Source organism: Rufibacter tibetensis, assembly GCF_001310085.1.
GTDB classification, from domain to species: Bacteria; Bacteroidota; Bacteroidia; order Cytophagales; family Hymenobacteraceae; genus Nibribacter; species Nibribacter tibetensis.
Window position 1 is genome coordinate 3,918,749 of record NZ_CP012643.1, and the last position, 26,457, is coordinate 3,945,205.

Sequence of the window (26,457 nt, forward strand, 5' to 3'; positions counted from 1 at the left end):
TTCACAGGCTCTAACAGAAACGCACTTGTCCTTTATGGATTCATTCATGGCAATCTTGGCTTGTTGCTCATTGGGGAAAAGTGCTATCGTTTCACTTGGAGGCGCAGATCGTGACAGCGAAGGGGAATGCGCGCTGGGTGAGGGTGATCGCGGAACCGGAGACGGTGGACGGCAGGTGCACCAGGATCTACGGCAGCTTCCAGGATATAGATGAGAGGAAGAGGGCCGAGCTTGAGACCCTAAGTGCCATTGAGGAGAAAGACCGGATATTGGAGAGCATCGGGGACGCCTTCTTCGCAGTGAATAAGGAATGGACAGTCACCTACTGGAACGACCGGGCAGAGGAGGTGCTTAGTCGCCCAAGAAGGGAAATCCTTCACCGGAACATGTGGGAAGTGTACGCCGATGCCGTCGGCACTCCTTTTTATACCTATACGCACAAGGCAATAGCCGAAAATGCCGCTCAGCACTTCGTGGCCTGCTATGAGACCCTGGGTATCTGGTTCGAGGTGAGCGCATTCCCCTCCCCCGGCGGGCTATCAGTCTTCTTCAGGGACGTCACCGGGCGGAAGCAGTCCGAGTTGGTCCAGCGGGAGCTGAACCAAAAGCTGCAGGCGTACACCGAGGAACTGGTAGCCTCCAACAAAGGCCTGGAGCAGTTCTCCTATATCGTCTCGCACAACCTGAGGGCCCCCGTGGCGAACATCATCGGCCTGGGCGAGCTTCTGAGGCAGGAGGGATACCCCGCCGAGGCCAAAAAGACCTTCCTAGATGGCCTGCTGGAGAACGTGTGGCGCCTGGATACCGTGATCAGGGACCTGAACACGATGCTGCAAGCAAAGAAAGGGCTCGGCGAGAGGACGGAGCCGGTAAACCTGGCGGAGCTGGTGGAGGACATACAGGGCAGCATCCATAACCTCATGGAGGAGAGCCAGGTGCAGATTATCACTGATTTCGGTATCGGGGAGTTCAGCACCATCAGGAGCTACCTGCAAAGCATCTTCCACAACTTGATCACCAACAGCATCAAATATGGGCAGCCGGGCGTCCCCCCCATTATTGAGATCGGCAGCAGGCTGTCCCAGGCCGGGGTGGTCATCACCTACCGGGACAACGGCCTGGGCATCGACCTGGAAAAAAGAAGGAACCAGGTATTTGGGCTGTACAAGCGATTCCACCGCCATGTGGAGGGCAAGGGCATGGGTCTGTTCATGGTGAAAACCCAGGTAGAGGCTTTGGGGGGGAAGATATCCGTCAGCAGCGAAGTCAACAAAGGCACCGAGTTCACCATGGAGTTCAAACTTTTGCCCTAAAGTTCAAACTGTTACATTAAAGAGAGAAATCAAGGAATGAGTATACCCAACCGCTTCATCGTCGTCGATGATGACCCAACGAGCAACATGATCTGCCGCTTCTCCCTACAGGGGCTCAGCACCGAGGCAGAAATTGATATTTTCACCGAGCCGGAGAATGTCCTGGCAATCATAGAGCGCACCTATGGCGGGCCTACTGAATGCCCGCCCGCGGTCCTTTTCCTGGACCTGAACATGCCCTCGATGACCGGGTGGGAATTCATGGGGGAACTCGGCGGGATGGACCGCCGGGTAAGGGAGCAGCTGACTATCTATATCCTTTCCTCCTCCCTGGACAAGGGTGACATGGAGAGGGCGGGGGAGCACCCGCTCGTCAAGGGATTTATTTCCAAGCCTTTGACCTTGGAGATTCTCAGGCAGGAGTTCGGACATGGGTAATGAATTGTCCCGTGGCAATGGCTTGTTGCAGCTATTCAATAGAAAGCAGGGCTGTTTGATGACCTTTTCAGAAAAGGGAGATTAGGATTCTATTTCTTGGGTTCTTCCCTGGTTGAGCTCAGGGGAGCTTACCCGAAGGTTTGCATAAACCTCATTGTAGACAAGATGAATCCTCTTCCTGTCAAACTCATGTGTTCCATATTTTACAATGCTTCCAATGTTCAGGAACAGATATAGTTTAACTATGGGGCACCGCCGCCAGTGTATAGTAGGGGCGGCTGTCGGAAGGATGTCCTGAGTATGATGTCGCCAAAAACGGTATTCTTCTAAGTGCTGTTGGGCACCCTGAAAATGGAGGGGCTCTGCTTTCCAAAAAGGGAAAGCAGAGCCCCTCCTGCTCACTGGCAGAAGGGCAATGCACGCCATCCAAGACTGCTTACACTCGCCCCGGCAACTCTTTAACGGCTATGCCGTTGGACCCACTATACTGGAAGAAGTACCTATGGACTGCAAATGCCTTAAACCCGGAACGTACCGGGTCATTGGGCCAACCGTATTTGCCCGATGGCCAAGCATGGGGATATGGGGGAAAGACCTCGGCATAGCGGGCAAAGGCAAGCCAAAGGGTTGCAGTACCATAGAGACTTCCAGCATCCAACTGCCTTAATACCAGCAGCAGCCATCTATTTATATTCTTCTCATTCCCCATGAATGGGCATGGAAGGGGTGCTACAACGCATTCCCGGTATAAGACAGGATGACACTTAGCAAAGAAGGGCTTACCTGATAAAGAAATGAGAGACAACCTCCTTGACCATGTGATGAACCACTCCTCGGATATGATCTGCACCATCGATGCGGAAGGGAGATTTATCCAGGTAAGTGAGGCTTGCAGCCGGATGCTGGGCTACCGAAGGGCAGAGCTGGAGGGGCAGCCGGCAGAGGCCTTCATACGTCATGGCCATCACCCTTGGGCGCATGTGGCTTCAAGGCTCACAAAGGAAGAGGGTTCAGTCCCCAGCCTTGAGAAATGCTATGTCAAAAGAAGCGGGGAAGAGGAGCCTATCCTTTTGTCGGTCGTCTGGTCCGGGGAGGATGGCTTCTTTTTCTGCATCGCGCGCGATGCCATGCCCCAGAAAACAGCCGCAGGGGAAATTCCGGTCAAGGGGGAACTCAACCGCCTCATGGGAGAGCACGGCGCAGACATAGTGGCCTTGCTGGACGAAGGAGGCAACTGCCTTGAGATAAACGGGACCGCCCTGAAAAAGCAGGGGTACCAAGCGGGTCAGCTGATCGGGGCGAGCGCCCTCCAGTTCATCCACCCCGAGGACGTAGCCAGGGTCTCGGAAGCACTGGAGCAGGTCAAGCAATCGCGGGAACCAGCTAGCGTCCATGAATTTCGTACCAGAACCGCTGACGGAGAGTGGCGGTGGATGGAGGCGACTCTCAGTAACCAACTGTCAAACCCCCTGGTTCAGGCTATCTTCGTCAGTTTGCTGGACATTACCCATCGGAAGCAGGCCCAACTGCAACTGGCCGAGAGCGGGCAGCGGTTCAGGAGCCTGTTCGACAGCAACCCGGACATGGTGCTCTACCAGAATGAGGCGGGCACGATCCTGGATGCGAACCCTGCCTTCCTCGCCTTTATGGCCAGACGGAGGGAAGAGGTTGTGGGGCATCCGCTGTCCGCCTTCCTGCCGCCTGAGTCGGTGCCGCTATTCCGCCAGAAGCTACAGGATGCCTTCTCCGGCATGGACGTCAGCTTCGAGGCGGCGGTGGCGTTTGGGGGGCAAGGGCAGAAGGTGCTTAGCGTGGTGAAAGTCCCTTTGAAAGTGGGGGAGAGTATATTGGGGGTGCATGCGGTGATTAAAGACATAACGGAGGCGGCACGGGCCCACAGGACCGTGGAGGAGCAGGCCAGAAAGCTCAACACCATCTTCGAGAGCATCACGGACGGGTTCCTCACGCTGGACAGGAACTGGTGCATCACCTACACCAACCCTGAGTTTGACAAGATCTTGCTGGTGGACAGCAAGGATTTTCTAGGCAGGAGCATCTGGGACCTATACCCGGAGGAAGTCCATGGGGGCTTTTACAGGGAGTACCACCGGGCCCTGGAGACGGGCGAATCCGTCCATTTCCAGGCCTACCTGGAGCGGCTCGGCAAGTGGCTGGAGGTGAAAGCCTTTCCATCCGAGGATGGACTCTCGGTTTACTTCAATGACATCACCCCGCAGGTGCAACAGAGGCAGGAGATGGAGAAGCTGTCCCTTGTGGCCAGCAAGACCGTCAACTCGGTAGTCATCATGGGGCCGGGAGTCCGGATAGAATGGGCCAATGAGAGCTTCACGAGGCTTACGGGCTACACTCTCGTCGAGGCAAAAGGGAAAACGCCCTTCGATTTGCTTTTCGGAGAGGAGACCGACCGATCTACGGCACAGCGAATCAAAGAGAAGATGGAGAGTGGCAAGGCGTACAAGGGGGAAGTCCTCATATACAGGAAGTCCGGGGAGAAACGCTGGTTCGAGGTAGAGGTAACACCTGTCTATGATGAGGCAGGAGAGTTAGCCAAGCATATTTGCATGCAGACGGACATCACAGAGAAAGTGAAGGCGAGGAAGGAGCTGGAGAAACTTTCCCTGGTAGCCAGCAAAACGACCAACAGTGTCATCATCACCGATGCGCAGGGCCTGACGGAGTGGGTGAACGAGGGTTTCACCAGGGTGACCGGCTATACGTTGGCCGAGATGGCAGGCAGAAAGCCGGGGGAAATCCTGCAGGGGCCGGAGACCGACCCGGTAACGGTGGAAAGAGTCCGCAGGCTCCTGAGGTCCGGCAAGCCCTTCACTGATGAGATACTCAATTACAAGAAGTCAGGGGAGAAATTCTGGGTACTGAAGGAAATCACCCCTGTCTTTGACGAGGCAGGGGTGATCACCCGGTTCATCGCTGTCCAGAACGACGTCACCGAGAGAAAGAAAAAGGAGGAGGAGTTAAGGAAGCTGTCCCTGGTAGCCAGCAAGACAAGCAACAGCGTCATCATCATGGATGCCCAAAGGAGGGTTGAATGGGTAAACGAGGGCTTCACCGCCATGACGGGTTACTCGCTGGCGGAAGTAGCCGGGAAAATGCCTGGGGAGGTATTGACCGGCCACGGTTCCGACCAAGCCGAACTGCGCAGGATCAGCGAGAAACTCGCGGAAGGGGTACCGTTCAACTCCAACCTAATCAGCTACCGAAAGTCAGGGGAGCCTTTCTGGCTTGCGATGGATGTAAGCCCTGTCTACGAATCAGGGGGCAACATCACCAACTTTATCGCCATCCAGAAGGACATCACCTCCCGGAAGGAGGCGGAAGAAAACCTGGTAAAGTTAAGCCAGGCCCTTTACCGGCAGAACAAGGACCTGGAGCAGTTCACCTACATCGTTTCCCATAACCTGAGGGCACCTGTCGCCAACATCATTGGATTGGCTGACTTGATGGCAAGAATCAACAAGGACTCCGAACTTTACAATGAGTCCTTCCTGTATTTGAGGGAAAGTGGGCATAGGCTGGACACAGTCCTAAGGGACCTGAACACCGTGCTCAGCATCCGAGACAGCAAGGGAAATCTGGAGCGGCAAAAGGTAAATGTCCGGTTGAAGGTACGGCAGGCGCTTGCTTCCCTTCAGGATCGGCTTGAAGGCTGCGGAGGGACGGTGACGGTAGATATTGACGAGGGCCTTTTCGTATGGGTAAGCCAAGCTTACCTGTACAGCATCTTTTATAACCTCCTGTCCAATGCCATCAAATACAGGTCAAGGGAGAGGACCCTTCAGGTTCAAGTCAAGTGCCTGGGGGACTCCGAGCAAGGCGTGACTATTTCCCTCTCCGACAACGGCTCGGGATTCGATATGGAAAGAGCCAAAGACAGGGTCTTCAAGCTCTACCAGCGCTTCCACCCTGAGATCGAGGGAACGGGTATCGGCTTGTACTTGGTCAAAGCACACCTGGAGGCCATGGGGGGAGGGATAGAGGTGACAAGCCGGGTTGGGGAAGGCACTGACTTCATTATCTATTTACCAAAGACGTAACATGAAGATATACATCATTGATGACGACGGCCTGAGTCTGTTCCTGACGGAAAATGTACTGCTCCTGGAAGACGCCTCGTTGGAGATAAAGACTTTCCTTTCCGGCACGACGGCTTTGAAGGCATTGCAGACCGGCGGTGAAGACGCTATTCCGGACATCATATACCTGGACCTCAACATGCCTGTAATGGATGGGTGGGAGTTTTTGGACGCCCTCGTACCGCTTTTCCCAACGGTCGAAAACAGATGCAGGGTCTATATCCTTACCTCCTCACTTGATGTCTCAGACACGGCCAGGAGCAAAGAATATGGGCTGGTGTCAGGGCTTATACACAAGCCGCTGTCGTGCGAGGAAGCCAGGATGATTGTATTCCAATGACCGTTTGGGAAAAGGCTATCGGGTGGCTTCCTGGATTAAGGGGAGGGAAATAGTTCCCTTGCTTCCCTTTCTTGATTTTTTATTCCTGATTAGCAGTTTCAGGCTTATTCAAGCATTTGCCGGAAACTGGTACTAACGGGGTTTTATCACCAGTCTTTTGGGAGATAGGCGTGGCTTTAGTTTGATATAAGCCACAAGGTTGTTTGCCGGTTTTCCCCGGATCTATGCCTAGCCCGTTATCGGCAACCGCAAGACAGACTTTGCCCGGTTCTGTCCAGTTAGCATATTCCATTTTTATACCCGTGATCAGCTCAATCCACCTGTGCAGGAAACTTCAATGAGTAGAGCTATTTGCCTCACTTCATTCACGGCCTTTGGCTGGGATTGTTCAATAAGCCCCTTTGGGTGCGTTGGGCCGGGGCATGCTCGGCAAGTAAGTCCCAGGAAGGCCTTTGCCCATCTGCTCGCTGCTTTAACTGCTTCTACGACAGCAAACCCACTGCTTTCCACATTCCGGAGGGATAAGGGTGGAATTTTCCCCTGTTTCTGATTCGTAGATTACCTTTCAAAAGCAAAGGGCCGCAAGTAAAAGGCCACGGCTCCTGCTTTGCCTCTAACCGGGGCTTTAGTTGTGTGGGTCAGGAGTGCGCCAGCCACCCCATCGCCTCCGCCTTGGTGGTGAATGTCTGAAGCGCAAAGCGGAAGGGCTCTCTTTGGTGGACACGATTTATCCCCTCCCTGACCTTCCACTCGGAAATCAGGCTGGGGGAACCCACCCGGGCGATACGCTCTATCCCTGAGGTTTGGCAGGTCTCGGCAATGTGCCTGGACGCGGCCTCGGCCTCTTCCTCCGGCATAGGATTGAAGGACTTGGAGGAATCTAAAAAAAGGCTTTTCACCCCATAGGCGGTGGCGCATTCCCCGACGTGGCGCATAAGGTCTGCAACGTCGGCGAGCCTATATCCCCTGCGGTCCCTATAGGTGACCTTTAACAGGTTAAGGCCGGTGTCATGCTCCAGTGTGGCGAAGGGGCTCTCGAATAAAACCATGCGCGAAGATAGAGGTTTTCCATAAGATTCGAAGTGCGAAAGTCCAACTAACCATCTCCCTCCCTTTGAATCTTATTCCTTCTTATTCTTGGAAAGGGGTGATATGCCTCCTTGTCAGTTGAATGGATTGCATGGTTATGTGCTTTCAAAGAGAGTGAAATCATCTTTGGCCGAGTCTAAGATTGTAACGTGAGGCTATCCGAGTTTTACATAAAAGCTTTATAGGGTCAACGGAATCTTTCATGGCATGACATAACCTTCAATAGATACCGGGGGGGCTATGGAGATCCGCTTTTTAATATCCTTGGCTACGGGGGATGGGCATCAGCCGTTAGGGAAAGGCTTTCTCCTCCCGTCTCCGCACCAGGAAATCCACCGGCCCGTACTTGCCCAGCCCATGCTGGCAGGCCTCGTAGAAGCTGTTAAAATATCCTCTCACCATCCCCCCGTGTATCAGGAGATAGGTAGGCACAGGTGCGGGGGCTTTTGTAGCCTTAAGGTCGTGGAGGGGCTTTCCGTCAGGAACCAGCATGGAACAGATCTGCTTTTTGTGGGTTTTGGTGTAACAGGAAATGCGCCGGAATGTTTTACGGATGGGGGTTGCTATAGACCAGAAGCTGACCGTGGCCATGCTTTTGCTGATGGAAAGATCACGGGTGTACCGATCGTATGGAGCAGATCCGACATCCTGTTTCAGGCGTAGATCGGCTAGAGGAAGATAAAACTGGGAATAGACGCACTGGATCTTTTTGGCCAGAGCATTGGCATACAGGTAATCTTCTTTGTCCATAAGCGCCTCCCGCGCGCGGGCAAGGAACTCAGGCGCTTCGGGGTTCACGTTGCTTTTCACCGGCCCACCGCTCCAGAAAGTAGCCTCGTTCAATTGGAGCAGCTCCTCGGTGGGGTTGCCAAAGACCATGACCCCCAGCATACCGTTCCCTACTGGCAAAGCTTCGGTCCATTTGGATACCGGCTTGTTATACCAGAGCTTGAGACCACTTTGAGTGTGAACAGGGAAGCAGGCTATACAAAGAGACCACAGCAATCCTAATAAAACCAGGAAATTGGCTTTCATCATTTGGGGAAGGGTTTGATCAATTTCTATAAAGCTTGAAGGGACTTCATTCCAGCATCAGAAGTGAAAAAGGCAGGATTCCATAAATCCAGTTCTCTTTCAGATAGACCTCAACAAACCCTCACTACCTCCATATCCAGCAAAGAGCCTAGCTTCTCGATCTTTGAGCTTATATGCCCCACGCCAACCGCGCAATGGTGGGCAGGTCCGTGGCTGTTCCAATGGTTCACGAAATTCCTGGCCCCAATGGGGAAACGGTAGCGGCTGTTGGTGTTGCCGATCTGCAGGATGGGGCCCGCAACCGACTCCCCCTCGGCCACCAAGAGCATCAGCCTCCCTTTTCTCTCCACCACCGAGAGCAGGGTAACCGGGCCGTTCTTCACGGACATCTCCACCGAGAGCCCCTTTCCCACTTTCCCGTGGAAAACTTTCAATGGGCGCACCTTTGTCTTGCCTTCGGCAATGGCAATATGGCCCGGACCGTCGTGGCCCATCAGCACCACATCGTCCTTGAAGTCCATGGCATAATATTCCGTGAAGGAGCCGCCAGCCCCGAAACTGTCCATAATCTTCATGGCTTGGGCATTCTTTATCTCGTATTCTCCGGCCACAGGAACCCCGTTGGCGGTTAGCAGGGAGTTCCCGAGGATGATGGAACTGATGGCGTTCTCGTTCTCCGGATTGCCGGTGCCTTTGTAGTAGTAGGCCATAGAGCCTAACTTGTACTGCGCCACCAGACGGTCCAGGGCAACGGAGGTGATGGCCGCGTTTCTCAATTCCTCCTCCGCGCAGTCAGGCTGCACCTCAAACGTATCTTTGAACAACTCCATCCGCTGGTTTGCCTCCTCCTCTCTTACCTGCTTCCGGTGTGCGACCAGTTCCTCCACTTCTAGCAACTCTATGTGTCCGCCGAAGTGTGCGTACTGCTGCGTGAGGTCGGAGTAGATATCGAGCATGCCGCTGTAGTAATGGCCCATACATCCCATGCGGTTGTAGGCCATAACGGTAGCTACTTTGGCTGCCTCCACCCATTCGCTTATCTCGTCCCAGCACTCAGGATCATCGTGCAGCATGCCGGTTACCTGATGGAATTTGATGCCTGTTCTGTTAAATACATTGGCAATCTCGGGCACCGGGCAGGCGGAGCAGTAGGACAACCACTCACCGGTCATCTTGGTGCGGTCGGTCATGGCATTGAAGTTGTCATAATCAATGGCCGCCTCGGGTGCCAGGTTAAGGATGATCACAGGCACCTTGGCCCGCTGCACAATAGGTAGCACCGTGGAGGATAATGCGTAGGTAGTTACATATAAAAATATGATACTCACATCTTCCTTCCTGAACAGCTTGCCGGCTTCAAATGCCTTATCGGTCGTGTCCACCAGGCCGGCATTGACGATGGAGGGGTTAATGGCTTCTAACTTCTGATGCACCTGCATCAGGTACCCTTGCAGCCGCTCTATCAAGCCCTCGAACTGGGGCCAGTAAGTGTCTAATCCTATGCCAAACAGGCCTATTTTTGCGCTATGATCTTTCATTAGTGTATCAGATTATCTTAGATTGCACCTCTACCTTCACCTTTTGCAGAAAACTTAAGGATTTTTTTCGGCTAGAATAACTAGTAAATATAGGTTGCTTATAGTAAGAGAGACGAAGCGTTGAATTTAGACGTTTGAAGAGGTTTGAAATGTAAAATTGTTATGACTTTACTGGCAAAAATGGCAATTCACAGGTGTAAACGTCTTTGGTATGAAGCACAGGCTTCCCCTTTGTTTCTATACCAAGGAAACTGTTTCGCTTCAGGGCGGATGCAGAGTTAAATATTTTCTGCCAAAACACAGGAAAGCAGCGTTACGGCTTACTAACTAATATCAATCAAAATTGGAAAAACGTATCACATACCGAGTAGCGGAAAGCCACGAGGATTTTCAACAAAGTCAAGCCATTATAATAGAATACTTAGAAACTTTAAGGATTGACCTGGCTTACATGAATTTGCCCGATGAGTTTGCAACTATGAGTCAAAAATATGGGGCCCAGGAAGGAGTGTTGATCCTTGCACTGGATGGTGAAGAAGCAATCGGCTGTGTGGGCGTAAGAAGGCTTGAACCTGAGATCGCAGAGTTGAAACGGCTATATGTCAGGGAATCGCACCGCGGGTATAAAGTGGGAGTAACTCTATTTGAAAAGGCATTGGAGAATGCCCGAAGCCTTGGTTATACGAGGATCAGGTTGGATGTTATTCCCACCCTGGTCAAGGCGAAAGAACTTTACCGATCGTTTGGGTTCTATGAGGTACCACCTTATTTTAACAATCCTGTGGAAGGAACGGCCTATATGGAGAAAGTGCTTGACGAAAAACAATGATACTTAGCCTTAAACAAGAAGAAAAGTATCGTTGATAATAAACTGAGATATGTTTTATACAAGCGAAATCAAAGAGACAGCCCCACTACAGTTCAAGACGCCTTTGCAAGAAAAGGTTTATACGTCATTACATAAATTAGATATTCCCTTTCAGCGGGTTGACACTGACGATGCTATATCAATGGAGGACTGCATCGAGATCAACCGAAAGTTGAATATGAAAATGGTGAAGACCCTTTTCCTTTGCAATAGGCAACAGTCCGTATTCTACTTGTTTGTGACTACAGGTGATAAGCCGTTCAGTTCAAAAGCCTTCAGTAATGCCTTAGGTGCTGCTCGGTTATCTTTTGCACCTGAAGCGCTGTTAAACAGCATGCTGGGAACAAGTATAGGCGCCGCCACCGTTTATAGCGTACTACTGGACAGGGAAAACAAAGTACAGGTTGTATTTGATGAGGAGGTAGCTTCAGAGGAATGGTATGGTTGCAGCGACGGTACAACAACAGGCTACATGAAGGTTAAAACCACACATATTATTCATGATTTTCTGGAGTATGCATCGCACAAGCCCACAGTGATACAAGTTTGAACGAGAGAGACAAAGTAGATCAGTTTACGTAATAATAAAGTTACTTCTATTTATTTGTCATCAAACACGTTTAGGTCTTCCACTACTACTAACGAATGCGGTTATGGAGGAACCCCGTTACCCTATGTGCGGAGCCAAACATGCGTTAACCCAACCCACTGTAGGTATTTGAATGGAACTGGTCTACTCAATATACTATTAGGTAGGTACCTCTTCAAACTATAAATTTTCTTCAAAATAATCCTTGCTTCAAATTCCTAATCCTCTGTTTGCCTGCGCATACTTTGCCCCACATATTCACTCCACATCTAGCAAGTGCTAACTGGATTATCAGTAGGGGGAAATAAGAAATTAACAGGTTCAACTCATGTTGTTGTGATAGTTTATTACATACTTAAAAGGTTAACAGTCATTTGCAAGAGACAATCTCTCCAATCATGAGTTCACATTTTGTAAAATTAAGGGCGCCTAAGAGATCAAATGTATATTATACATATTGGAAGTTCGCCCAATTGCGACAGCAGGTTTTCTTAAACCGCATCGTTGATCAACAAGGGCCTTGGACTGACGATCCTATTCTTAGGCACCATAGGTTTACTAATGTGTTCCGTGCCTCTGACCGGGTTAGCCAGCAATTAATTAAGCTGCAATATGAATTTGATCTCTCTCCAAAAGAAGTATTCTTTAGAACTATGTTGTTTAAAATCTTCAATAAGATTGAAACATACAGATTTCTGGAGAAGGAGTTAGGGGAAGTAAGTTATTCAAACTTCAACTTGCGGGAATATGATAGCCTACTTACCTACCGAATGTCAATAGGTAAGCCAATCTATTCTGCAGCATATATAATGCCCTCTGCTGGAAACGTATTTGGTCATAAGCTAAAGCATAGTAATCATTTGGATTTGCTCACAATGATGATGGAAGACAGAGCTTACGAACAGATTGCGAGCGCGAAATCTTTAGAATCTGTTTATAAAATAATACTTTCATACCCTTCTTTTGGCAGATTCTTGGCTTTCCAATATACCATTGACCTCAATTACAGTTCTCTCATTAATTTTTCTGAAATGGACTTTGTTGTGGCAGGTCCGGGTGCAAAAAATGGTATTCTAAAATGTTTTGAGTCACTTGGAGATTATTCCCTTGAGGACACTATACGATGGATGGCTGATAACCAAGAAGAGGAAGCAGCAATGTTCGAATTTGAAGCCCCAAATCTGGGAGGACGGAGAATGCAACTTATCGATTGCCAAAATGTATTCTGTGAGGTAGATAAGTACCTCCGGGTAGCTCATCCAGAAATAACTGGGAGTTCTGGTAGAAAGAGGATAAAACAATCCTTTAAGCCTTCTGCTGCACCCATAGAGGTTATGTTCCCTCCTAAGTGGGGTGTCAATTTTCAAAAAGAAAAATAATGGCAAAGGAAAGTGAGCGCAGACATGTGTTTATAAACCACCATTACAAAGATGATGCACATTTTTTAAACTTACTGAACTCTTAAGAGGAGAGGGTATGGGGTACGAAATAGCCCAATAAGGGCTAAACCTGAAAACCAGAAAAGGCTAAACTAAAGGAGAGTACCACAGCAGACCCTAGAGAGGCTTTAAAGAATGAAGGTATCTTGGGCTGGATAGGGATTGTACTCATAGGTAAAGAAACTTACTCAAGAGAAAGAGTAAACTGGGAAACTTAGGAGACAAGGTACACTAAAAAGTGGTGTCCTGATAGAGGTTTGGAAGGATAGAACCCTACGAACCACACACTGTCAAAAAGGGGCTCGCACGGCTCAAATATCGTTGAAACAACAGATCATGGCAGACAACAGACATTTTAATAAAGAATAGAGTCCAAAAATCCGAGTGGATCCAAATGTGTGTTTTCTTAAGTCCACACTCGATTATAGAAGTGCCGACACCAATTTAAATTTAATCTAAATAGCTTTGGTTGGTTAAGAGTTGTTGTATAGTTTTGCAGGGTATTTGAAATTAGTCTAAATAACCAAATCAAAACACATGCTCTCTTTACTCACACGTAAGTCAGTTGCTGTTGCCAGCTTAGCCCTTTGTACGATCTTCACTTCCTGCTCTGATGAGGACCAGGAGGTGTCATATACCGTTCCCTCCACTTACTCTTTTGAGAATGTAAACTACTCTGGACAGACAGATAGGATGGCAATGCTATCTGAACTGGATGCCTATGTAAAAACCGGGAACAATGGCGCTGTGCTGAACCTGCAGAAGATGAGGAACATGTATGCAAACACCAATGCTCCTTTTAGCAGTGCCCAACTGAACAACTCAGGCAAGCAATTGAAGGATAAAACTATCCTTTCGGCCCAGAATATCATCGAGAGTTATTTTGAGAAAGCTGCCACTGCCAGCTTGTTAGCGGGTGCTCCAGCCACCAACGGTACTCCGGGTATCCTGACTACCGCAGACAACTCTAAGTACCTGGTAGATGCCAACGGGGTAGAGCCAGCCCAGGTAATCCAGAAAGGGTTGATGAGCGGGGTTTTCTATTACCAGGCAGTTGAGTCATACCTTACAGAGGCCAAAATTGGTGCCGCAGTAGATAATGCAACGGTAACCCCGGGCGAAGGCACTAAGATGGAGCACCACTTTGATGAGGCTTTCGGCTACTTTGGCGCCCCGGCAGATTTCCCTACCAACCTAAACAATCTTAAATTCTGGGCTAACTACAGCAACAAGGTAAATGCCACGTTAGGAACCAACAAGGCCATCATGGATGCCTTTTTGAAGGGCAGAGCGGCTATTTCAGCTAAAGACATGAAAGCTAAAGACGAGGCCATTGCCACCATCCGGACAGAGTGGGAGAAACTGGTAGCCGCCTCAGCTATTCTGGAACTGAACTTAGCTAAGACCCACATCGCTGATCAGGCGAAAAAGAGCCATTACCTTTCTGAGGCGCTTGGTTTTATCATGGGCCTGAAGTACAAAACCGATCGTAAGATCACCGATGCCCAGCACCAGGAGGTTTTAACCAAATTAGGCACCAACTTTTACGTAACCACCGCGGCAGACATTAACGCAGCCCTTAACATCATCAGTACCGCCTACGGGTTTGACAGTGTTAAATCTCAACTGTAGTTGCTGCCCAAGCAGATAATCTTTTAAACCTAAATGAGCAGCAACTGCGGCGTTTCAAGATGCCCTGGTTGCTGCTTTTTGCATTCATATTCCTATGGCAAACCATAAATTTCATCCAATTGCAGCGGCCTTATTTTGTCTGGTTCTACTGGCTGGCTGCAGTTCCAAAGAAGAGGACACCCCTACCTCTGAATATGACCGCAAACTTATGTTAGCGAATTACGCCGACAACCTCCTTTTGCCTGGCTACATAGCCTTTAAGGCCGAGGTAGGGGAGATGGCTACCGCAATCACTTCTTTTACGGCAAACCCTTCTTCTGCAACGCTAACCAACGCCCGCAAGGAGTACCAAGAAGCCTATCTTGCCTGGCAGACGGTTAGTATGTATGAGTTTGGCCCCGCCGATGAGCAGATGCTGCGCAATACTCTGAATATCTATCCTGTTACGGTCAACCAGATTGAAAGCAACGTGAACAGCGGCACGTATGATCTGGGAGCCAGCGCCAACCTAGCTGCGCAAGGGTTTCCGGCCATAGATTACCTGCTGTTCGGGCAGGCTACCCAAGAGGCGGTAGTGGAAAAATTTGCCTCGGCTGCTCAAGCGGCTAACCGCAAAAAGTATCTGCAGGACATCACCGCCAAAATAAAGCAAGTGGTGGATGCTACGCACACCGCCTGGACCTCCGGCAACACTGCCCAAAGCTTTAGAGAATCCGGAGGAACGGCTGTTGGAAGTTCGGTAGGCAATCTGGTGAATCAGCTGAACTTTGAGATAGACCTTACCAAACGGGCAAAAGTGGGTATCCCGGCTGGTAAATTCACAGCAGGTACTTCCCAGCCGGAACGTACCGAAGCCTTCTACAGCAAAAACTCGCTGGCTTTGCTGAAGCGCAACCTGGAAGCAAACAGGGCAATCTTTCTGGGGCAATCAGCCGCAGGGGTGAACGGCCCAGGTTTAGATGATTACCTCAACCATGTGGATGCTGCTAAAAAGTACAATGGGAAAAGCCTTGCGGAAGCCATCACCCAGCAGTTTGATGCTGCCCTTGCCGCAGTAAATGCGATCACGGTGCCCTTGTCTGAGGCGGTGAGCACCCAGCCACAGGCAGTGAACAAGGTGTATGAAGAACTGCAGAAGCTGATTGTGTTAACCAAAACCGATCTGCCGGCAGCCTTAGGAGTGAGCATTACCTACACCGATAACGACGGAGACTAAACCAGCCCTGTTTACCAGAAAAGGTAAATGTAGAACGTCACATGCTAAGAGCCTTTAAAACCATCCTTGTCTCTCCCTTCTCAGCTGCTCCTTTAGCAGTCTTCCGCCTGTTGTTTGGCGCGATGATGCTGGGGAGTATCCTGCGGTTTGTGGCCAAAGGATGGGTGTATGAGCTCTACGTGGCTCCTAAAGTGTACTTTCCCTTCTACGGTTTTGAATGGGTGAAGCCTTTGGGAGAAACCGGCATGTACCTGCTATTTGGCCTAATGGGGCTTTCAGCTTTGGGCATCATGCTGGGGTTATTTTACCGCTGGTCCTCTGTTTTGTTTTTCCTGAGTTTTACCTACGTAGAGCTCATAGACAAAACCAATTACCTGAACCACTACTACTTTGTAAGTATAATGGCTCTTCTGCTGATGTTGGTGCCCGCCCACCGGCACTTCTCCCTGGACGTGCTGCGGAAACCTGCCTTATGGGTGAACCAGGTGCCTAGATGGTGTCTTTTGATTTTCCAGCTACAGCTGGGGCTAGTGTATTTCTATGCGGGCATCGCCAAGCTGAACCCTGACTGGCTGCTGGAGGCCATGCCTCTTCGGTATTGGTTGCCGGCCCACAGTCATTTACCTGTCATTGGCCCTTTGCTGGATGAAGTGTGGGTGGCTTATGTGTTTTGTTGGTTTGGCGCCTTCTATGATCTAACCATCCCGTTTTTCCTATGGTTTCGTAAAACCAGGCCAATAGCTTATTTCACGGTAGTGGTTTTTCATGTGCTAACGGCAGTGCTGTTCCAGATTGGCATGTTCCCTTACATCATGATGGTGAGCACCTTGGTTTTTTTCTCACCCGGCTTTCATGAGAAGATCCTGTACTATTTGCGTGGGGTGACCCATGTGCAACTACCTGAGAAACCAATTTCGCCCTCTTTTTCTAAAATAAGCCAAAAAACACTGTTAGGATGCCTGGCTCTTCACTTCTGTGTGCAGATGTTGATGCCCTGGCGCTTTCTCCTTTACCCCGACAAGCTTTTCTGGACGGAGCAGGGGTATCGTTTCTCCTGGAGGGTAATGCTGATGGAGAAAACCGGGACTGCTTTTTTCTACGTGCGGGACCCTCGAACCGGACAGGAAACAGAAATCCATAACCCCCATTACCTCACCGTTAACCAGGAGAAGATGGTGGCCACCCAGCCCGACATGCTCCTGCAATTTGCTCATATGCTGCACAAGGACTTTAAAGCCAAAGGTATTCCGGATCCTCAGGTACGTGCGGAAGTATATGTCACCATGAACGGCCGGGGAAGCCGGCTGCTGATAGATCCTGATTTCAACCTGGCGGCGGCTAAGGAAAGTTTCCGTGCCAAAACCTGGATTTTGCCTTTTGATGAAAAAGCCCTGCACCCTAAAGCCGTAGGGCAAAAAAACTAATATGCGTAGCCTTCTTCTTTTATTGTTTCTTTTAAGTAGCCTTCAGTTCTCGATGGCGCAGACCTACAGTATCTCAGGCACCATCACCAACATGGCAGGCCAGCAGCCTGCCCCAAAAGCGGAGGTATTGCTGGCAGAGAAGGGACAAATGGTGAAAGCTGATGGGCAAGGTCATTACCTCTTCCAAGACCTGCCCGCCGGTACGTACACCCTGACGGCTTTCAGCTACGGCCTAGGTAGCCTCACGCAGCAAGTCACCATCACTAATGCGAATGTAACCTTGCATTTCGGTTTAAAGCCCTTGGAAGGGGTTTTGAAAGAGGTGAAAGTAAAAGGGGAAAGAGCCAGGGATCTTGGTATTTCCCGTCTACGGTCAGTGGAAGAGTCTGCCATCTACGAAGGGAAGAAAAGTGAGGTGATCATGATGAGTGAGGTCACCGCTAACCTGGCTACCAACAACAGCCGTCAGGTGTTTGCCAAAGTAGCTGGCTTGAACATCTGGGAAAGCGATGGGGCCGGTCTGCAACTGGGAATTGGCGGCAGAGGACTTAGCCCTAACCGAACCTCAAACTTCAATACCCGCCAGAACGGCTATGACATCAGCGCCGATGCCTTAGGATACCCCGAAAGTTACTATACACCACCCACCGAAGCATTGGACCGCATAGAGGTAGTTCGAGGCGCGGCTTCTCTGCAATACGGCACTCAATTTGGCGGTATGCTAAACTTTGTAATGAAAGAAGCACCGGAGGACAAGCCCTTTGAGTTGGTAAGCCGCCAGACGGGTGGTTCTTTCGGGTTATTCAGTTCCTTCAATAGCATTGGGGGCAAAAAGGGCAAGTTCCACTATTATAGCTTCTACCAATACAAGCGCGGAGATGGCTGGCGGTCGAACTCTGGGTTTGATGTGCACACGGCATATGGCAATGTGCACTATCAGCCAACCGAGGATCTTGAGATAAAGCTTGATTACACCTATATGAATTACCTGGCGCAGCAGCCTGGTGGTTTAACCGATGCTGCCTTCTCTCAGAATCCACGTCAGTCGTTAAGAGACCGTAACTGGTTTGAGGTGAAATGGAACCTGATTGCCCTTTCACTAGACTACAGGTTTAATGATCGCACAAAGCTGAACATCCGGAACTTTGGTTTGCTGTCTGAGCGCAATGCCTTGGGCTACCTGGAGAAAATAAACCGGCCTGATCCTATGCAGGAAAGGTTGCTGTTGAAAGACAAGTTCCGCAACTTCGGCAATGAGACCCGCCTGATTCACAGGTATACTCTTTTGGGTAATTCCTCTACTCTACTGGTAGGTACCCGTTATTACCACGGCTTCACTGATCAGAAACAGGGGAATGGTTCTGCCGGATCAGGCCCTGATTTCAGATACTACCCATATAATAACAACCCCAGCATCTCTGACTACGACTATCCAAGCCGAAACCTTTCGGTTTTCACAGAGAACATCTTCAACATCACCGACAAGTTCAGCCTCACGCCCGGAGTCCGCTACGAGTGGATCAGGACCAAGGCAGAGGGCCGTTATGATATTGTGAATAAAGACCAGGCCGGAAACGTGCTGTACGAAGAGCGGGTGCCGGAAAGCCGGAGCAGTACCCGAGGGCTGGTGCTATTTGGCCTGGGCGTGAGTTACAAGCAAAACGATCACCTGGAAATTTACGGAAACATCTCCCAGAACTACCGGGCCATCAACTTCAACGATATGCGGGTAGTGAACGCCAACATCAGGATAGATCCTAACCTGAATGATGAGAAAGGCTATAGTGCCGATCTGGGTGTGCGTGGGGGAATAGCAGACTTAGTCAACTTTGACGTGAGCTTGTTTACCCTGGTATATGACAACCGTTTGGGGTTGAAACCGCAGAAGGACGAGGTCTTGTTTACCAACTACCTGCTGCGTACCAACATAGGTAAGTCCAGAAACAGAGGCGTTGAAACTTTCGCTGAAGCTGACATTCTGAAACTGCTGTATGGCAAGGAACACCGGACTGGCTTGTCAATCTTCTCTAACGTTACCCTGGTAGAAGCGAAATACCTGATAGAGGAAAACGTGTTCAAAGACAAGAAAGTGGAATTAGCACCTTCGCTTATCGCTAAAACAGGTTTGAGCTTAAAACGGGACCAGTTTAAGCTTTCTTACCAATATGCCTACACCTCAGAGCAATTCACAGATGCCACTAACAGTGTAAGCGAACCAACGGCAGTATTCGGTAAAATTCCGGCATATTGGGTGATGGATTTATCTGGTAGCTACACCTACAAACGCTTTACTTTAGAGACGGGAATAAACAACTTAACAGATAACCGGTACTTTACCCGCAGAGCTACTGCTTATCCGGGGCCGGGTATTATTCCATCAGATGCGCGAAATCTTTATGTTACCCTTCAGTTTAAGCTTTAGAATTTGCCTGAGTTAACAATTCCTGCTAACTAGTGGAACCAATCCTTCATCAGGTACCAACAATACGTTTATCACTAACACAAATAATAAAGCTATGATAATGAAAAAAGTAATGATGACCGCTCTGGTAGCGGTGGCACCCTTCTTCTATGGTTGCGGAGAAAAAACAGATGTTGTGGAATCAGGTACTTACCAGGGGGTAGTGGAAGAGGTAGAAGCAGAGAAGACCGAAATCTACGTAAAGACCGCTGATGATAAGTTGTTGGAGCTGTACTTCACTGACAAAACCTCTCTCACGCAAAACGGGCAAACTGCTACTTTTGACCAGCTGAAAGAAGGAAGCAAAGTAGAAGTTCAGGTAGAGAAAGTAGGTAACCGCCTTGATCCGGTGGCTGTAAAAATTATGGAATAATCCATGAGTGAACCAACCATTCTGCGTACAGAACTCTGGCATCCGCTTACGGTCCATTTTCCTATTTCTTTTTTATTACTGGCTACAGTTGTAAAAGCGGTAGCATTGATCCTTAAGGGAGAGAGGAGTGTTTTCTGGCAGAAGGTTGGTTCTTTTTTATTAGTTCTGGGGGCAGCTGGTGCCTGGTTGGCAGTATACACTGGCAATTTAGCTGAAGGTACAGTAGCCCGTAAGATATGTGACCCCATCCTCCTCAAAAGCCACGAATTGGCTTCTCTGAACATGGCCTGGCTTTTCACCGGGGCCTTCGTCTTGGAGATAGTACAGCATCTCAACTTCCTTCAGAAGAAAGTTATGGTACTACGTGTACTCACTACTTTGATAATGGTAGGAGGGGCCGGGTACCTCATTTACACCAGTCATCTGGGAGCACAGGTAGTCTATGAGCAAGCCGGTGGCGTAAATGTTCCCCCTTCAGACTGCGCGGGGTTATAGTTCTACTATCTTATAGTCCTTTCTTTTAAGGTGAAGCGCTATAGAATATACTGGCATTAATAAGCAGATATCAGGTGCCTTTTATACTAGTTATATGAAGTCGCCTGATCTCTTAGCTTGGCCTACAAAGGTTTTTAATTAGAGGATAAGAGGTTATCTTGAATTTACCGCTTCAACTCCTTTCGGGCTTTTTCCAGCAACGTTTGAACATACTGTTTATCTACTTTGCTTTGCATGTCTTGCTGGGTGGCTTCTTCAATGGCAGTCAATTGCATGTCAAAAAGAGTTGTGTGTTTCTTTTGTTCGTCATGCTGGTGCAGTTTAGTGACCAGATTTATGAGCCGTGCCTGCACCGTTACATCCTGTGAGGAGTATGGCCGTATGCTTGCCACGCATAAATAAAACGTTTCCTCAAAAGGGATAGGAGCATAAATAACGCAGGGCTCCCCGTTTTGATATTTAACCACTTTTCGCCCCTCTAAACGCTGGAAACGGCAAAGTAAATCTGTCAGGTAATCGATGGACTGAATTGCGGTTCCTGGGTCGTTCACTGCAGGGCTTAAGGCCTTTACCGCTATTTCAGTTAAATGCTTGAAACCATAGAATAAGTTCTCTTTCACTATTTCCTGATGCCGGAGCAAAATATTTTCCTCCAGCAGGTTCTTAGTTTCTTTTGTAAAGGGCTGATTAATCTCTAGAAAAGGATCCCCTTTCAAGAGGTACATTCCCTGGTTTTTAAGTAACCTAACCTCTAAGCCAAGCTTTCTGGCTCTTTTCTTGAAATCATTGACGGTGACTGTATCAAAGTGACCAGAATCCCAGGCTCTTACCAGAACAGTTGTTCCGTTTTCTTTCACTTCGGTTACGTAAGAACCGCTAGTAAGCTCTCTTTCCAGACCATCACGTGTTGTGCTGTAAATACCATTCAGAATGTTTCCTATCTGAATATCAGTAGAGATTTTATGGATGAAATAGATAAAGCAGAACAAGCAGACAATAGCAAGAAACATGGCAAGAACCACAGAAAAGGCAGGCACTTTGTGTACAATGGTCAGGCTCTCTATGTTACTAAGTACTACGGTGGTGTAGCAGATGGTCCCCATGATAGTACCTAGCACCACTTGGTTTCCCTTGCTACTCACCAAGTTAGACAACAGCCTTGGCGAGAAACTGGACATGACCTGGGTGAGGACAATCATCACCATGGAGAAGGTGAACGTCACCAGGCTAATCAGGCCTGTGAGGAGAGAGGATAAAAGGCTTCTGGCGGTATCCGCATTATCTATCTGCAGAAAAGAAACTTTACTGATGATGGATTTGCCCACCGAAATCCTGTCCAGGTAAATTGTTCCCCAGGAAAGAGCCAGAAGGAATAAGGCTATGATAAAAGGGTAAAAAGAAATACTACTAACAACTGCTTTGTATGCCTTTTTAACCAAATAAATTTGCCTGGCTGTATTCATGATCCGTTTTCAATAAAATGACCTGAAAAGCAGGTAAGTCTAAATAGTTAAATGGTGTTTTGAATCAGCTTTTGATGATGGCAAATAGATTTGTTTGCGGTTGAAATAGGAGTCTACGTTGATCTTCTTAAGCTTCCTGATATGGTATTGGATTTTTGCCAATTACCCTTTTGGAATGTTACTGTTCCAAACCAGTATGGTACAACCTGTAGGGCTTGTAGCGTTATGCTCGGTGCCAGCAGGGTAGTAAAGATAGGAACCCGCTCCAAACTCCTTTCCTCCCTCAACTTCGGGATCCACATAAATGCCATCCACCACAAATACCTCATCCGGGACTGAATGGGCATGTTTAGGGTATGCCTTGCCAGGAGCAATGCGCAGGAGCACACGGTTTTCTCCAGGCTGCGCCCTTAACACAATCTTGTCAACCCCTTCGCTGACGCTTTTCCATTCTGATGCACCGCCCTCTGTAAAATCTATATAAGACATGGTTCCTGATCTTTTATGCCTACGAAAGTTAAGGAGACATCCTCTGTTCTTCTTTCTAAGTCTTGGTTATTTATTGTATCCTGTACGGTCAGCTATCAAGAAAGTGACTTTCATTCTCTTACCCACCCATAGTCTAGGCGCGGGGAGAAGCTAGCGGCTCTGCCTTCAGAAGCGTATCGGTACCTAAATACTTGCCGTCCTTGTTCAGGTACCATTTGCGCACTTTGGGTATCTTAATGCCCTGCACGGTTTCCTCTTGCTCCAGTAAGATATATTCTCCGCTTTCAGGTTTGCCGTGGTTGAATTTGTACGCCTGCATGGCATAGGTCTGTGGGTCTAGGTAAAAGAACCAGTTATCTTTCCCGGCGGTGGGCTTGTAGCGCACCTGCAGCACCTGGTAAGTTTTGCCGCCCAATTCCTCGCTCTCAGGGGCATCGGTCGCGATCGCGCCTGCATCGGTTAGCTTCATGGGCAGGCCGTACAGGTACCCGTAAAAGCGGTGTACCCATTCTACATCTTTCGGGTTCATACCGTATTTTTTGCGGTCTTCCTCGCTGATCTCCGCTTTACCATCCAGTAAGTAAAATTCCTTGCCTCCTGACATCCCCTTTACAAGCTCTTTGCCATCTTGGCGGCTGACATGGGCGAAGTACCCGGTGGTGTTGTCCATCTCTATCTCGAAAGCGGTTGCCTTGCCGATTGAGTCGGTGCTTCTCAGATAAAGGCGCGTCTTCAGTTTCGGCCAGTTCCCCTCGGGGTCGTGGTAAGCCAGGGTCTTCCTCAGTAAGGGAGAGCCCGTATTTGTTCCCACTGTGTTTTTTCCAGCATCTGAGCTGCAGGAGGTGAGATAAATCAAGAAAGCCATCAAAACTGGCCCTACAGAAAGAGATTGGTAAGTTCCTAAAGTCATGCGCATGGTAAACTGTGATAGGTATATACCCTAAAGTACTCATTTAAAATAAAAAAGTAGGTATACGTGGCAAGTTGTTGCTTCGGAAAAACATAAGGTTGTGCCTAAAAAGATTTCCTTTCAAATTGGTTAGTACTTCACTGCTCCTGCCAATCAAGTTTGCAGCCTTACACAATGTTTTAAGCTGCTTACTTACTCATCCTTTCTGTTCCTGTAAGCATTCCCACTTTCCTTCATAGCCAAGCATTTATAAAGACAACTAAAAGAGAAATTATTTAAAACCTTATTAATTAGGTAAGCGTAAGTTAAATTTTAGATATGTCTAAATATTTAATTAAACATATCTAAGTACGTGAATACTTTAAGTACATTTGAGCTAATGAAGACACACTTACGCTTGCTTTTCATGGTTATGCTCCTGTTAGGAGCCTACACCACACAGGCCCAAACAGCCGCCATTAATGGAAAGATTACCTCATCAGGAAGTCCAGTGCCATTTGCCAGTGTTGGGCTAACCGGCACCACAAAAGGAGCTACCAGCGAGGAAACGGGTATCTACTATATCGGCCAGCTCGCTGCGGGAACCTACACCGTCAGGGTATCAGCCATGGGATATGAACCAGCCTCCATGACCGTGACCGTGGAAGATGGGCAAACAGCCACTGCCGACCTGCAACTCTCCGCAGTGGCGGCTAGGGTCAATGAAGTAGTAGTAACAGGTACCTTAAAAGAAGTAACTCGCCTGGAGAGCCCTGTGCCTGTAGAGTTATATACCCCAGCTTTTTTCAAAAAGAATCCTACCCCTTCACTCTTTGATGCTTTGCAGAACGTGAATGGGGTGCGCCCACAGCTTAACTGCAACGTGTGCAATACAGGAGACATCCACATAAACGGTTTGGAAGGTCCTTATACCATGATTCTGATTGACGGTATGCCCATCGTGAGCGGCTTGTCATCGGTGTATGGGCTCTCTGGCATTCCAAACGCTATGGTAGAGCGGATTGAGATTGTCAAAGGTCCGGCGTCTTCCCTTTATGGCTCAGAAGCAGTAGGAGGATTGATCAACGTGATCACAAAGAAACCGGCAAATGCTCCTCTTTTTTACGCCGATGTGTTTGCCACCTCCTGGCAGGAATACAATGCTGACCTGGCCTTCAAGCTCAATGCAGGACAGAAAGCATCAGTACTCACAGGGGTAAATTACTTCAACTACAATACCCCCATAGATAACAATGGTGACCGCTTCACCGACGTGACCTTGCAGGACCGGATTTCGGTTTTTCAGAAATGGAACTTCCAAAGAAAAGAGAACAGGCTGTTCTCTGTAGCCGGTCGCTACTTCTATGAAGACCGCTGGGGTGGTGATACCCGCTGGAACAAGTCTTTCAGAGGTGGTGACAGCATTTACGGCGAGAGCATCTACACCAACAGATGGGAATTAATTGGTAACTACCAGTTGCCTGTGAAAGAGAAAATGCTCCTGATGTTCTCGCTGAACGAGCACAACCAGAATTCTTATTATGGGGATGTTCCCTACTTCGCCGATCAGAAGATTGCCTTTTCGCAATTAACCTGGGATAAAAAAATCAACCGACATGACCTTCTGCTTGGGGCAGCCCTGCGCTACACGTACTATGATGACAATACCCCTGCTACCGCCAGTCCTGATTCCCTGAACCCGTTAAACCAACCAGACAAAACCTGGCTGCCCGGAGTTTTCGTGCAGGATGAGATAGAGCTATCACAGCAGCACAAACTACTGTTGGGCATGCGGTATGACTATAACTCCAGGCATGGCAACATCTTTACACCCAGGCTGGCCTATAAGTGGGCGCCTAATGAAAATAACATCCTGCGGCTAAATGCCGGCACAGGTTTCAGGGTGGTGAACCTGTTTACAGAGGAACATGCCGCCTTGACTGGATCCAGAACAGTGGAAGTAAAGGAGGAGTTAAATCCCGAAAAGAGCTACAATGTCAATCTGAACTACATTAAAAAAGTGGTCACCTCTAATGGCGCATTCCTGGGCTTTGACGCCACCGCCTGGTACACCTACTTCAACAACCGCATCATTGCCGACTATGACACTGACCCAAACAAAATCATCTATGATAACCTTAAGGGCCATGCTGTCACGAAGGGGTTGACCTTGAACATGGATATGGAATTCCTTAGTGGGTTGAAAGTCCTGGCCGGGGGAACCTACATGGATGTGTATACGAAGGAAGTAGGCGAGGGCGGAACCTTGGTGAAGCAGCGACAGATACTTACCGAGAGGTGGACGGGAACTTGGGCTGTCTCTTACAAGATAAAACCGCTTAACCTGGGGCTGGATTACACAGGCAACCTGTACGGTCCAATGCGGCTGCCTTTGCTTGGAGAACTGGACCCCAGGCCGGAGTACTCTCCCTGGTGGAGTATCCAGAATATCCAGCTTACCTGGGGTAACCGCAGCGGCGGGTTGGAGATTTACGGGGGCATAAAGAACCTCCTCAACTTCACCCCGGCGGCAAACAGCATAGCAAGGTCAAGAGACCCTTTTGATAGGGAGGTTTTATTTAATGAAAACGGACAGGCAGTGCCTTCGCCAGGCAATCCTTACGCTTTGACTTTTGATCCTGCCTATGTTTACGCCCCTAACCAAGGTATCAGGGGATTTTTGGGAGTTAGGATAAAAATTAAATAATGAAAAAAATGCAGAAAGCTCTTTTGGTTTTCTTCTTAGCAGGTATAATTGGGCTTCTCCCTCAGGAGGTAAAAGCCCAACTAAAAACAATTCGTTTTGAGCAGTTAGACAGCTTGCAACAAGCGGAGAGAAGGCCAATTGTGGTACTCTTATCAACAGACTGGTGTACCTACTGCACCAGAATGAAGCTAAGCACCTTAAAGGAAGAGCAGGTGGTGAAACAGCTGAATGAAACCGTCTATTTTATCACTCTGAATGCCGAAGAGAAGAAAGACATTCGTTTCCATGGCCACACTTTCAAATACAAACCTACAGGCGTTAAAACTGGAGTGCACGAATTAGCGGAACAGCTTGGCAGCATAAACGGGCAATTAACTTACCCAACAGTCTGCATCCTGAACGCAGAAAGGGAAATAATTTTCCAGCACGTAGGCTATCTGTCTGCCAAAGAACTATCACGTATTTTGTCTATGCTTAGGAAGGAAGGAAAATCAGGATGAAATAGGTCTAAAGTTAATTTGAGAAAACTCAAGCTTCGACATATACA

The 26,457-nt window shown here is 48.8% G+C and carries 24 protein-coding genes; 17 read left to right on the top strand and 7 right to left on the bottom strand.

Annotated elements, in window-relative coordinates:
• The first annotated feature begins 34 nt into the window (after positions 1–34).
• The 6 genes from DC20_RS22920 (at position 35) to DC20_RS16025 (ending at position 6,203) form a co-directional block, all read left to right on the top strand.
• Positions 35–214 carry a hypothetical protein gene (locus DC20_RS22920; RefSeq protein WP_157593189.1) on the top strand — a complete coding sequence of 60 codons (180 nt, stop codon included), beginning with the start codon at positions 35–37 and terminating at the stop codon, positions 212–214.
• 85 nt (positions 215–299) lie between these two features.
• Complete coding sequence (locus DC20_RS16000; protein ID WP_157593190.1) at positions 300–1,313, top strand: PAS domain-containing sensor histidine kinase; 1,014 nt, start codon at positions 300–302, stop codon at positions 1,311–1,313.
• A gap of 36 nt (positions 1,314–1,349) precedes the next feature.
• Positions 1,350–1,751, top strand: coding sequence for a response regulator (locus DC20_RS16005; RefSeq protein ID WP_062544745.1), 402 nt, complete (start codon positions 1,350–1,352; stop codon positions 1,749–1,751).
• A 415-nt stretch (positions 1,752–2,166) separates the two neighbouring features.
• Positions 2,167–2,418, top strand: coding sequence for a hypothetical protein (locus DC20_RS22925; RefSeq protein WP_157593191.1), 252 nt, complete (start codon positions 2,167–2,169; stop codon positions 2,416–2,418).
• Between the two features lie 127 nt (positions 2,419–2,545).
• Complete coding sequence (locus tag DC20_RS16020; protein ID WP_062544748.1) at positions 2,546–5,824, top strand: PAS domain-containing sensor histidine kinase; 3,279 nt, start codon at positions 2,546–2,548, stop codon at positions 5,822–5,824.
• A 1-nt stretch (position 5,825) separates the two neighbouring features.
• Positions 5,826–6,203, top strand: coding sequence for a response regulator (locus DC20_RS16025; RefSeq protein ID WP_062544749.1), 378 nt, complete (start codon positions 5,826–5,828; stop codon positions 6,201–6,203).
• 79 nt (positions 6,204–6,282) lie between these two features.
• Here DC20_RS16025 and DC20_RS16030 read toward each other — a convergent pair whose 3' ends face one another.
• From DC20_RS16030 to DC20_RS16045, 4 genes are all read right to left on the bottom strand, one after another.
• Entirely contained in the window at positions 6,283–6,495 is a 213-nt protein-coding gene (locus DC20_RS16030) for a hypothetical protein (protein WP_062544750.1), read from the bottom strand.
• Between the two features lie 346 nt (positions 6,496–6,841).
• Positions 6,842–7,252: a hypothetical protein gene (locus tag DC20_RS16035; protein ID WP_062544751.1), complete on the bottom strand. Its 411-nt coding sequence runs from the start codon at positions 7,250–7,252 to the stop codon at positions 6,842–6,844.
• Between the two features lie 331 nt (positions 7,253–7,583).
• Positions 7,584–8,330: a glycoside hydrolase N-terminal domain-containing protein gene (locus DC20_RS16040; protein ID WP_062544752.1), complete on the bottom strand. Its 747-nt coding sequence runs from the start codon at positions 8,328–8,330 to the stop codon at positions 7,584–7,586.
• A gap of 107 nt (positions 8,331–8,437) precedes the next feature.
• The gene (locus DC20_RS16045; protein WP_062544753.1) at positions 8,438–9,865 is read right to left on the bottom strand and encodes an arabinose isomerase; all 1,428 of its coding nucleotides are present in this window, start codon (positions 9,863–9,865) and stop codon (positions 8,438–8,440) included.
• Between the two features lie 343 nt (positions 9,866–10,208).
• Here DC20_RS16045 and DC20_RS16050 point away from each other — a divergent pair, with 343 nt between their 5' ends.
• The 9 genes from DC20_RS16050 (at position 10,209) to DC20_RS16090 (ending at position 20,362) form a co-directional block, all read left to right on the top strand.
• Entirely contained in the window at positions 10,209–10,694 is a 486-nt protein-coding gene (locus DC20_RS16050; protein WP_062544754.1) for a GNAT family N-acetyltransferase, read from the top strand.
• A gap of 49 nt (positions 10,695–10,743) precedes the next feature.
• Entirely contained in the window at positions 10,744–11,283 is a 540-nt protein-coding gene (locus DC20_RS16055) for a prolyl-tRNA synthetase associated domain-containing protein (RefSeq protein ID WP_062544755.1), read from the top strand.
• Between the two features lie 437 nt (positions 11,284–11,720).
• Positions 11,721–12,701, top strand: a complete 981-nt coding sequence (locus DC20_RS16060) for a nucleotide kinase domain-containing protein (protein WP_062544756.1) — start codon at positions 11,721–11,723, stop codon at positions 12,699–12,701.
• Between the two features lie 597 nt (positions 12,702–13,298).
• On the top strand, positions 13,299–14,393 hold the full coding sequence (locus tag DC20_RS16065) for a DUF4856 domain-containing protein (RefSeq protein WP_062544757.1): 1,095 nt from the start codon (positions 13,299–13,301) through the stop codon (positions 14,391–14,393).
• 94 nt (positions 14,394–14,487) lie between these two features.
• Entirely contained in the window at positions 14,488–15,609 is a 1,122-nt protein-coding gene (locus DC20_RS16070; protein ID WP_062544758.1) for an imelysin family protein, read from the top strand.
• A gap of 41 nt (positions 15,610–15,650) precedes the next feature.
• Complete coding sequence (locus DC20_RS16075) at positions 15,651–17,033, top strand: HTTM domain-containing protein (RefSeq protein WP_062544759.1); 1,383 nt, start codon at positions 15,651–15,653, stop codon at positions 17,031–17,033.
• A 52-nt stretch (positions 17,034–17,085) separates the two neighbouring features.
• Positions 17,086–19,455: a TonB-dependent receptor domain-containing protein gene (locus DC20_RS16080; RefSeq protein ID WP_245652231.1), complete on the top strand. Its 2,370-nt coding sequence runs from the start codon at positions 17,086–17,088 to the stop codon at positions 19,453–19,455.
• A 94-nt stretch (positions 19,456–19,549) separates the two neighbouring features.
• Entirely contained in the window at positions 19,550–19,867 is a 318-nt protein-coding gene (locus DC20_RS16085) for a hypothetical protein (RefSeq protein ID WP_245652232.1), read from the top strand.
• A gap of 3 nt (positions 19,868–19,870) precedes the next feature.
• Complete coding sequence (locus DC20_RS16090; protein ID WP_062544762.1) at positions 19,871–20,362, top strand: DUF2231 domain-containing protein; 492 nt, start codon at positions 19,871–19,873, stop codon at positions 20,360–20,362.
• A gap of 164 nt (positions 20,363–20,526) precedes the next feature.
• Here the strand turns inward: DC20_RS16090 and DC20_RS16095 are convergent, their stop codons facing one another.
• The 3 genes from DC20_RS16095 to DC20_RS16105 all read right to left on the bottom strand — a co-directional run bounded on the left by DC20_RS16095 (position 20,527) and on the right by DC20_RS16105 (position 23,224).
• On the bottom strand, positions 20,527–21,825 hold the full coding sequence (locus tag DC20_RS16095; protein WP_062544763.1) for a DUF2254 domain-containing protein: 1,299 nt from the start codon (positions 21,823–21,825) through the stop codon (positions 20,527–20,529).
• A gap of 162 nt (positions 21,826–21,987) precedes the next feature.
• Positions 21,988–22,314, bottom strand: a complete 327-nt coding sequence (locus DC20_RS16100; protein WP_062544764.1) for a cupin domain-containing protein — start codon at positions 22,312–22,314, stop codon at positions 21,988–21,990.
• 133 nt (positions 22,315–22,447) lie between these two features.
• A complete protein-coding gene (locus DC20_RS16105) occupies positions 22,448–23,224 on the bottom strand; it encodes a DUF6503 family protein (protein ID WP_169788194.1) in 777 nt (258 codons plus the stop codon).
• Positions 23,225–23,603: 379 nt separating this feature from the next.
• Between DC20_RS16105 and DC20_RS16110 the strand changes: the two genes are divergently transcribed.
• Both DC20_RS16110 and DC20_RS16115 read left to right on the top strand, forming a co-directional pair.
• Positions 23,604–25,910, top strand: a complete 2,307-nt coding sequence (locus DC20_RS16110) for a TonB-dependent receptor (RefSeq protein ID WP_062544766.1) — start codon at positions 23,604–23,606, stop codon at positions 25,908–25,910.
• Positions 25,911–25,918: 8 nt separating this feature from the next.
• Complete coding sequence (locus DC20_RS16115; protein ID WP_157593192.1) at positions 25,919–26,410, top strand: thioredoxin family protein; 492 nt, start codon at positions 25,919–25,921, stop codon at positions 26,408–26,410.
• Positions 26,411–26,457 lie beyond the last annotated feature (47 nt).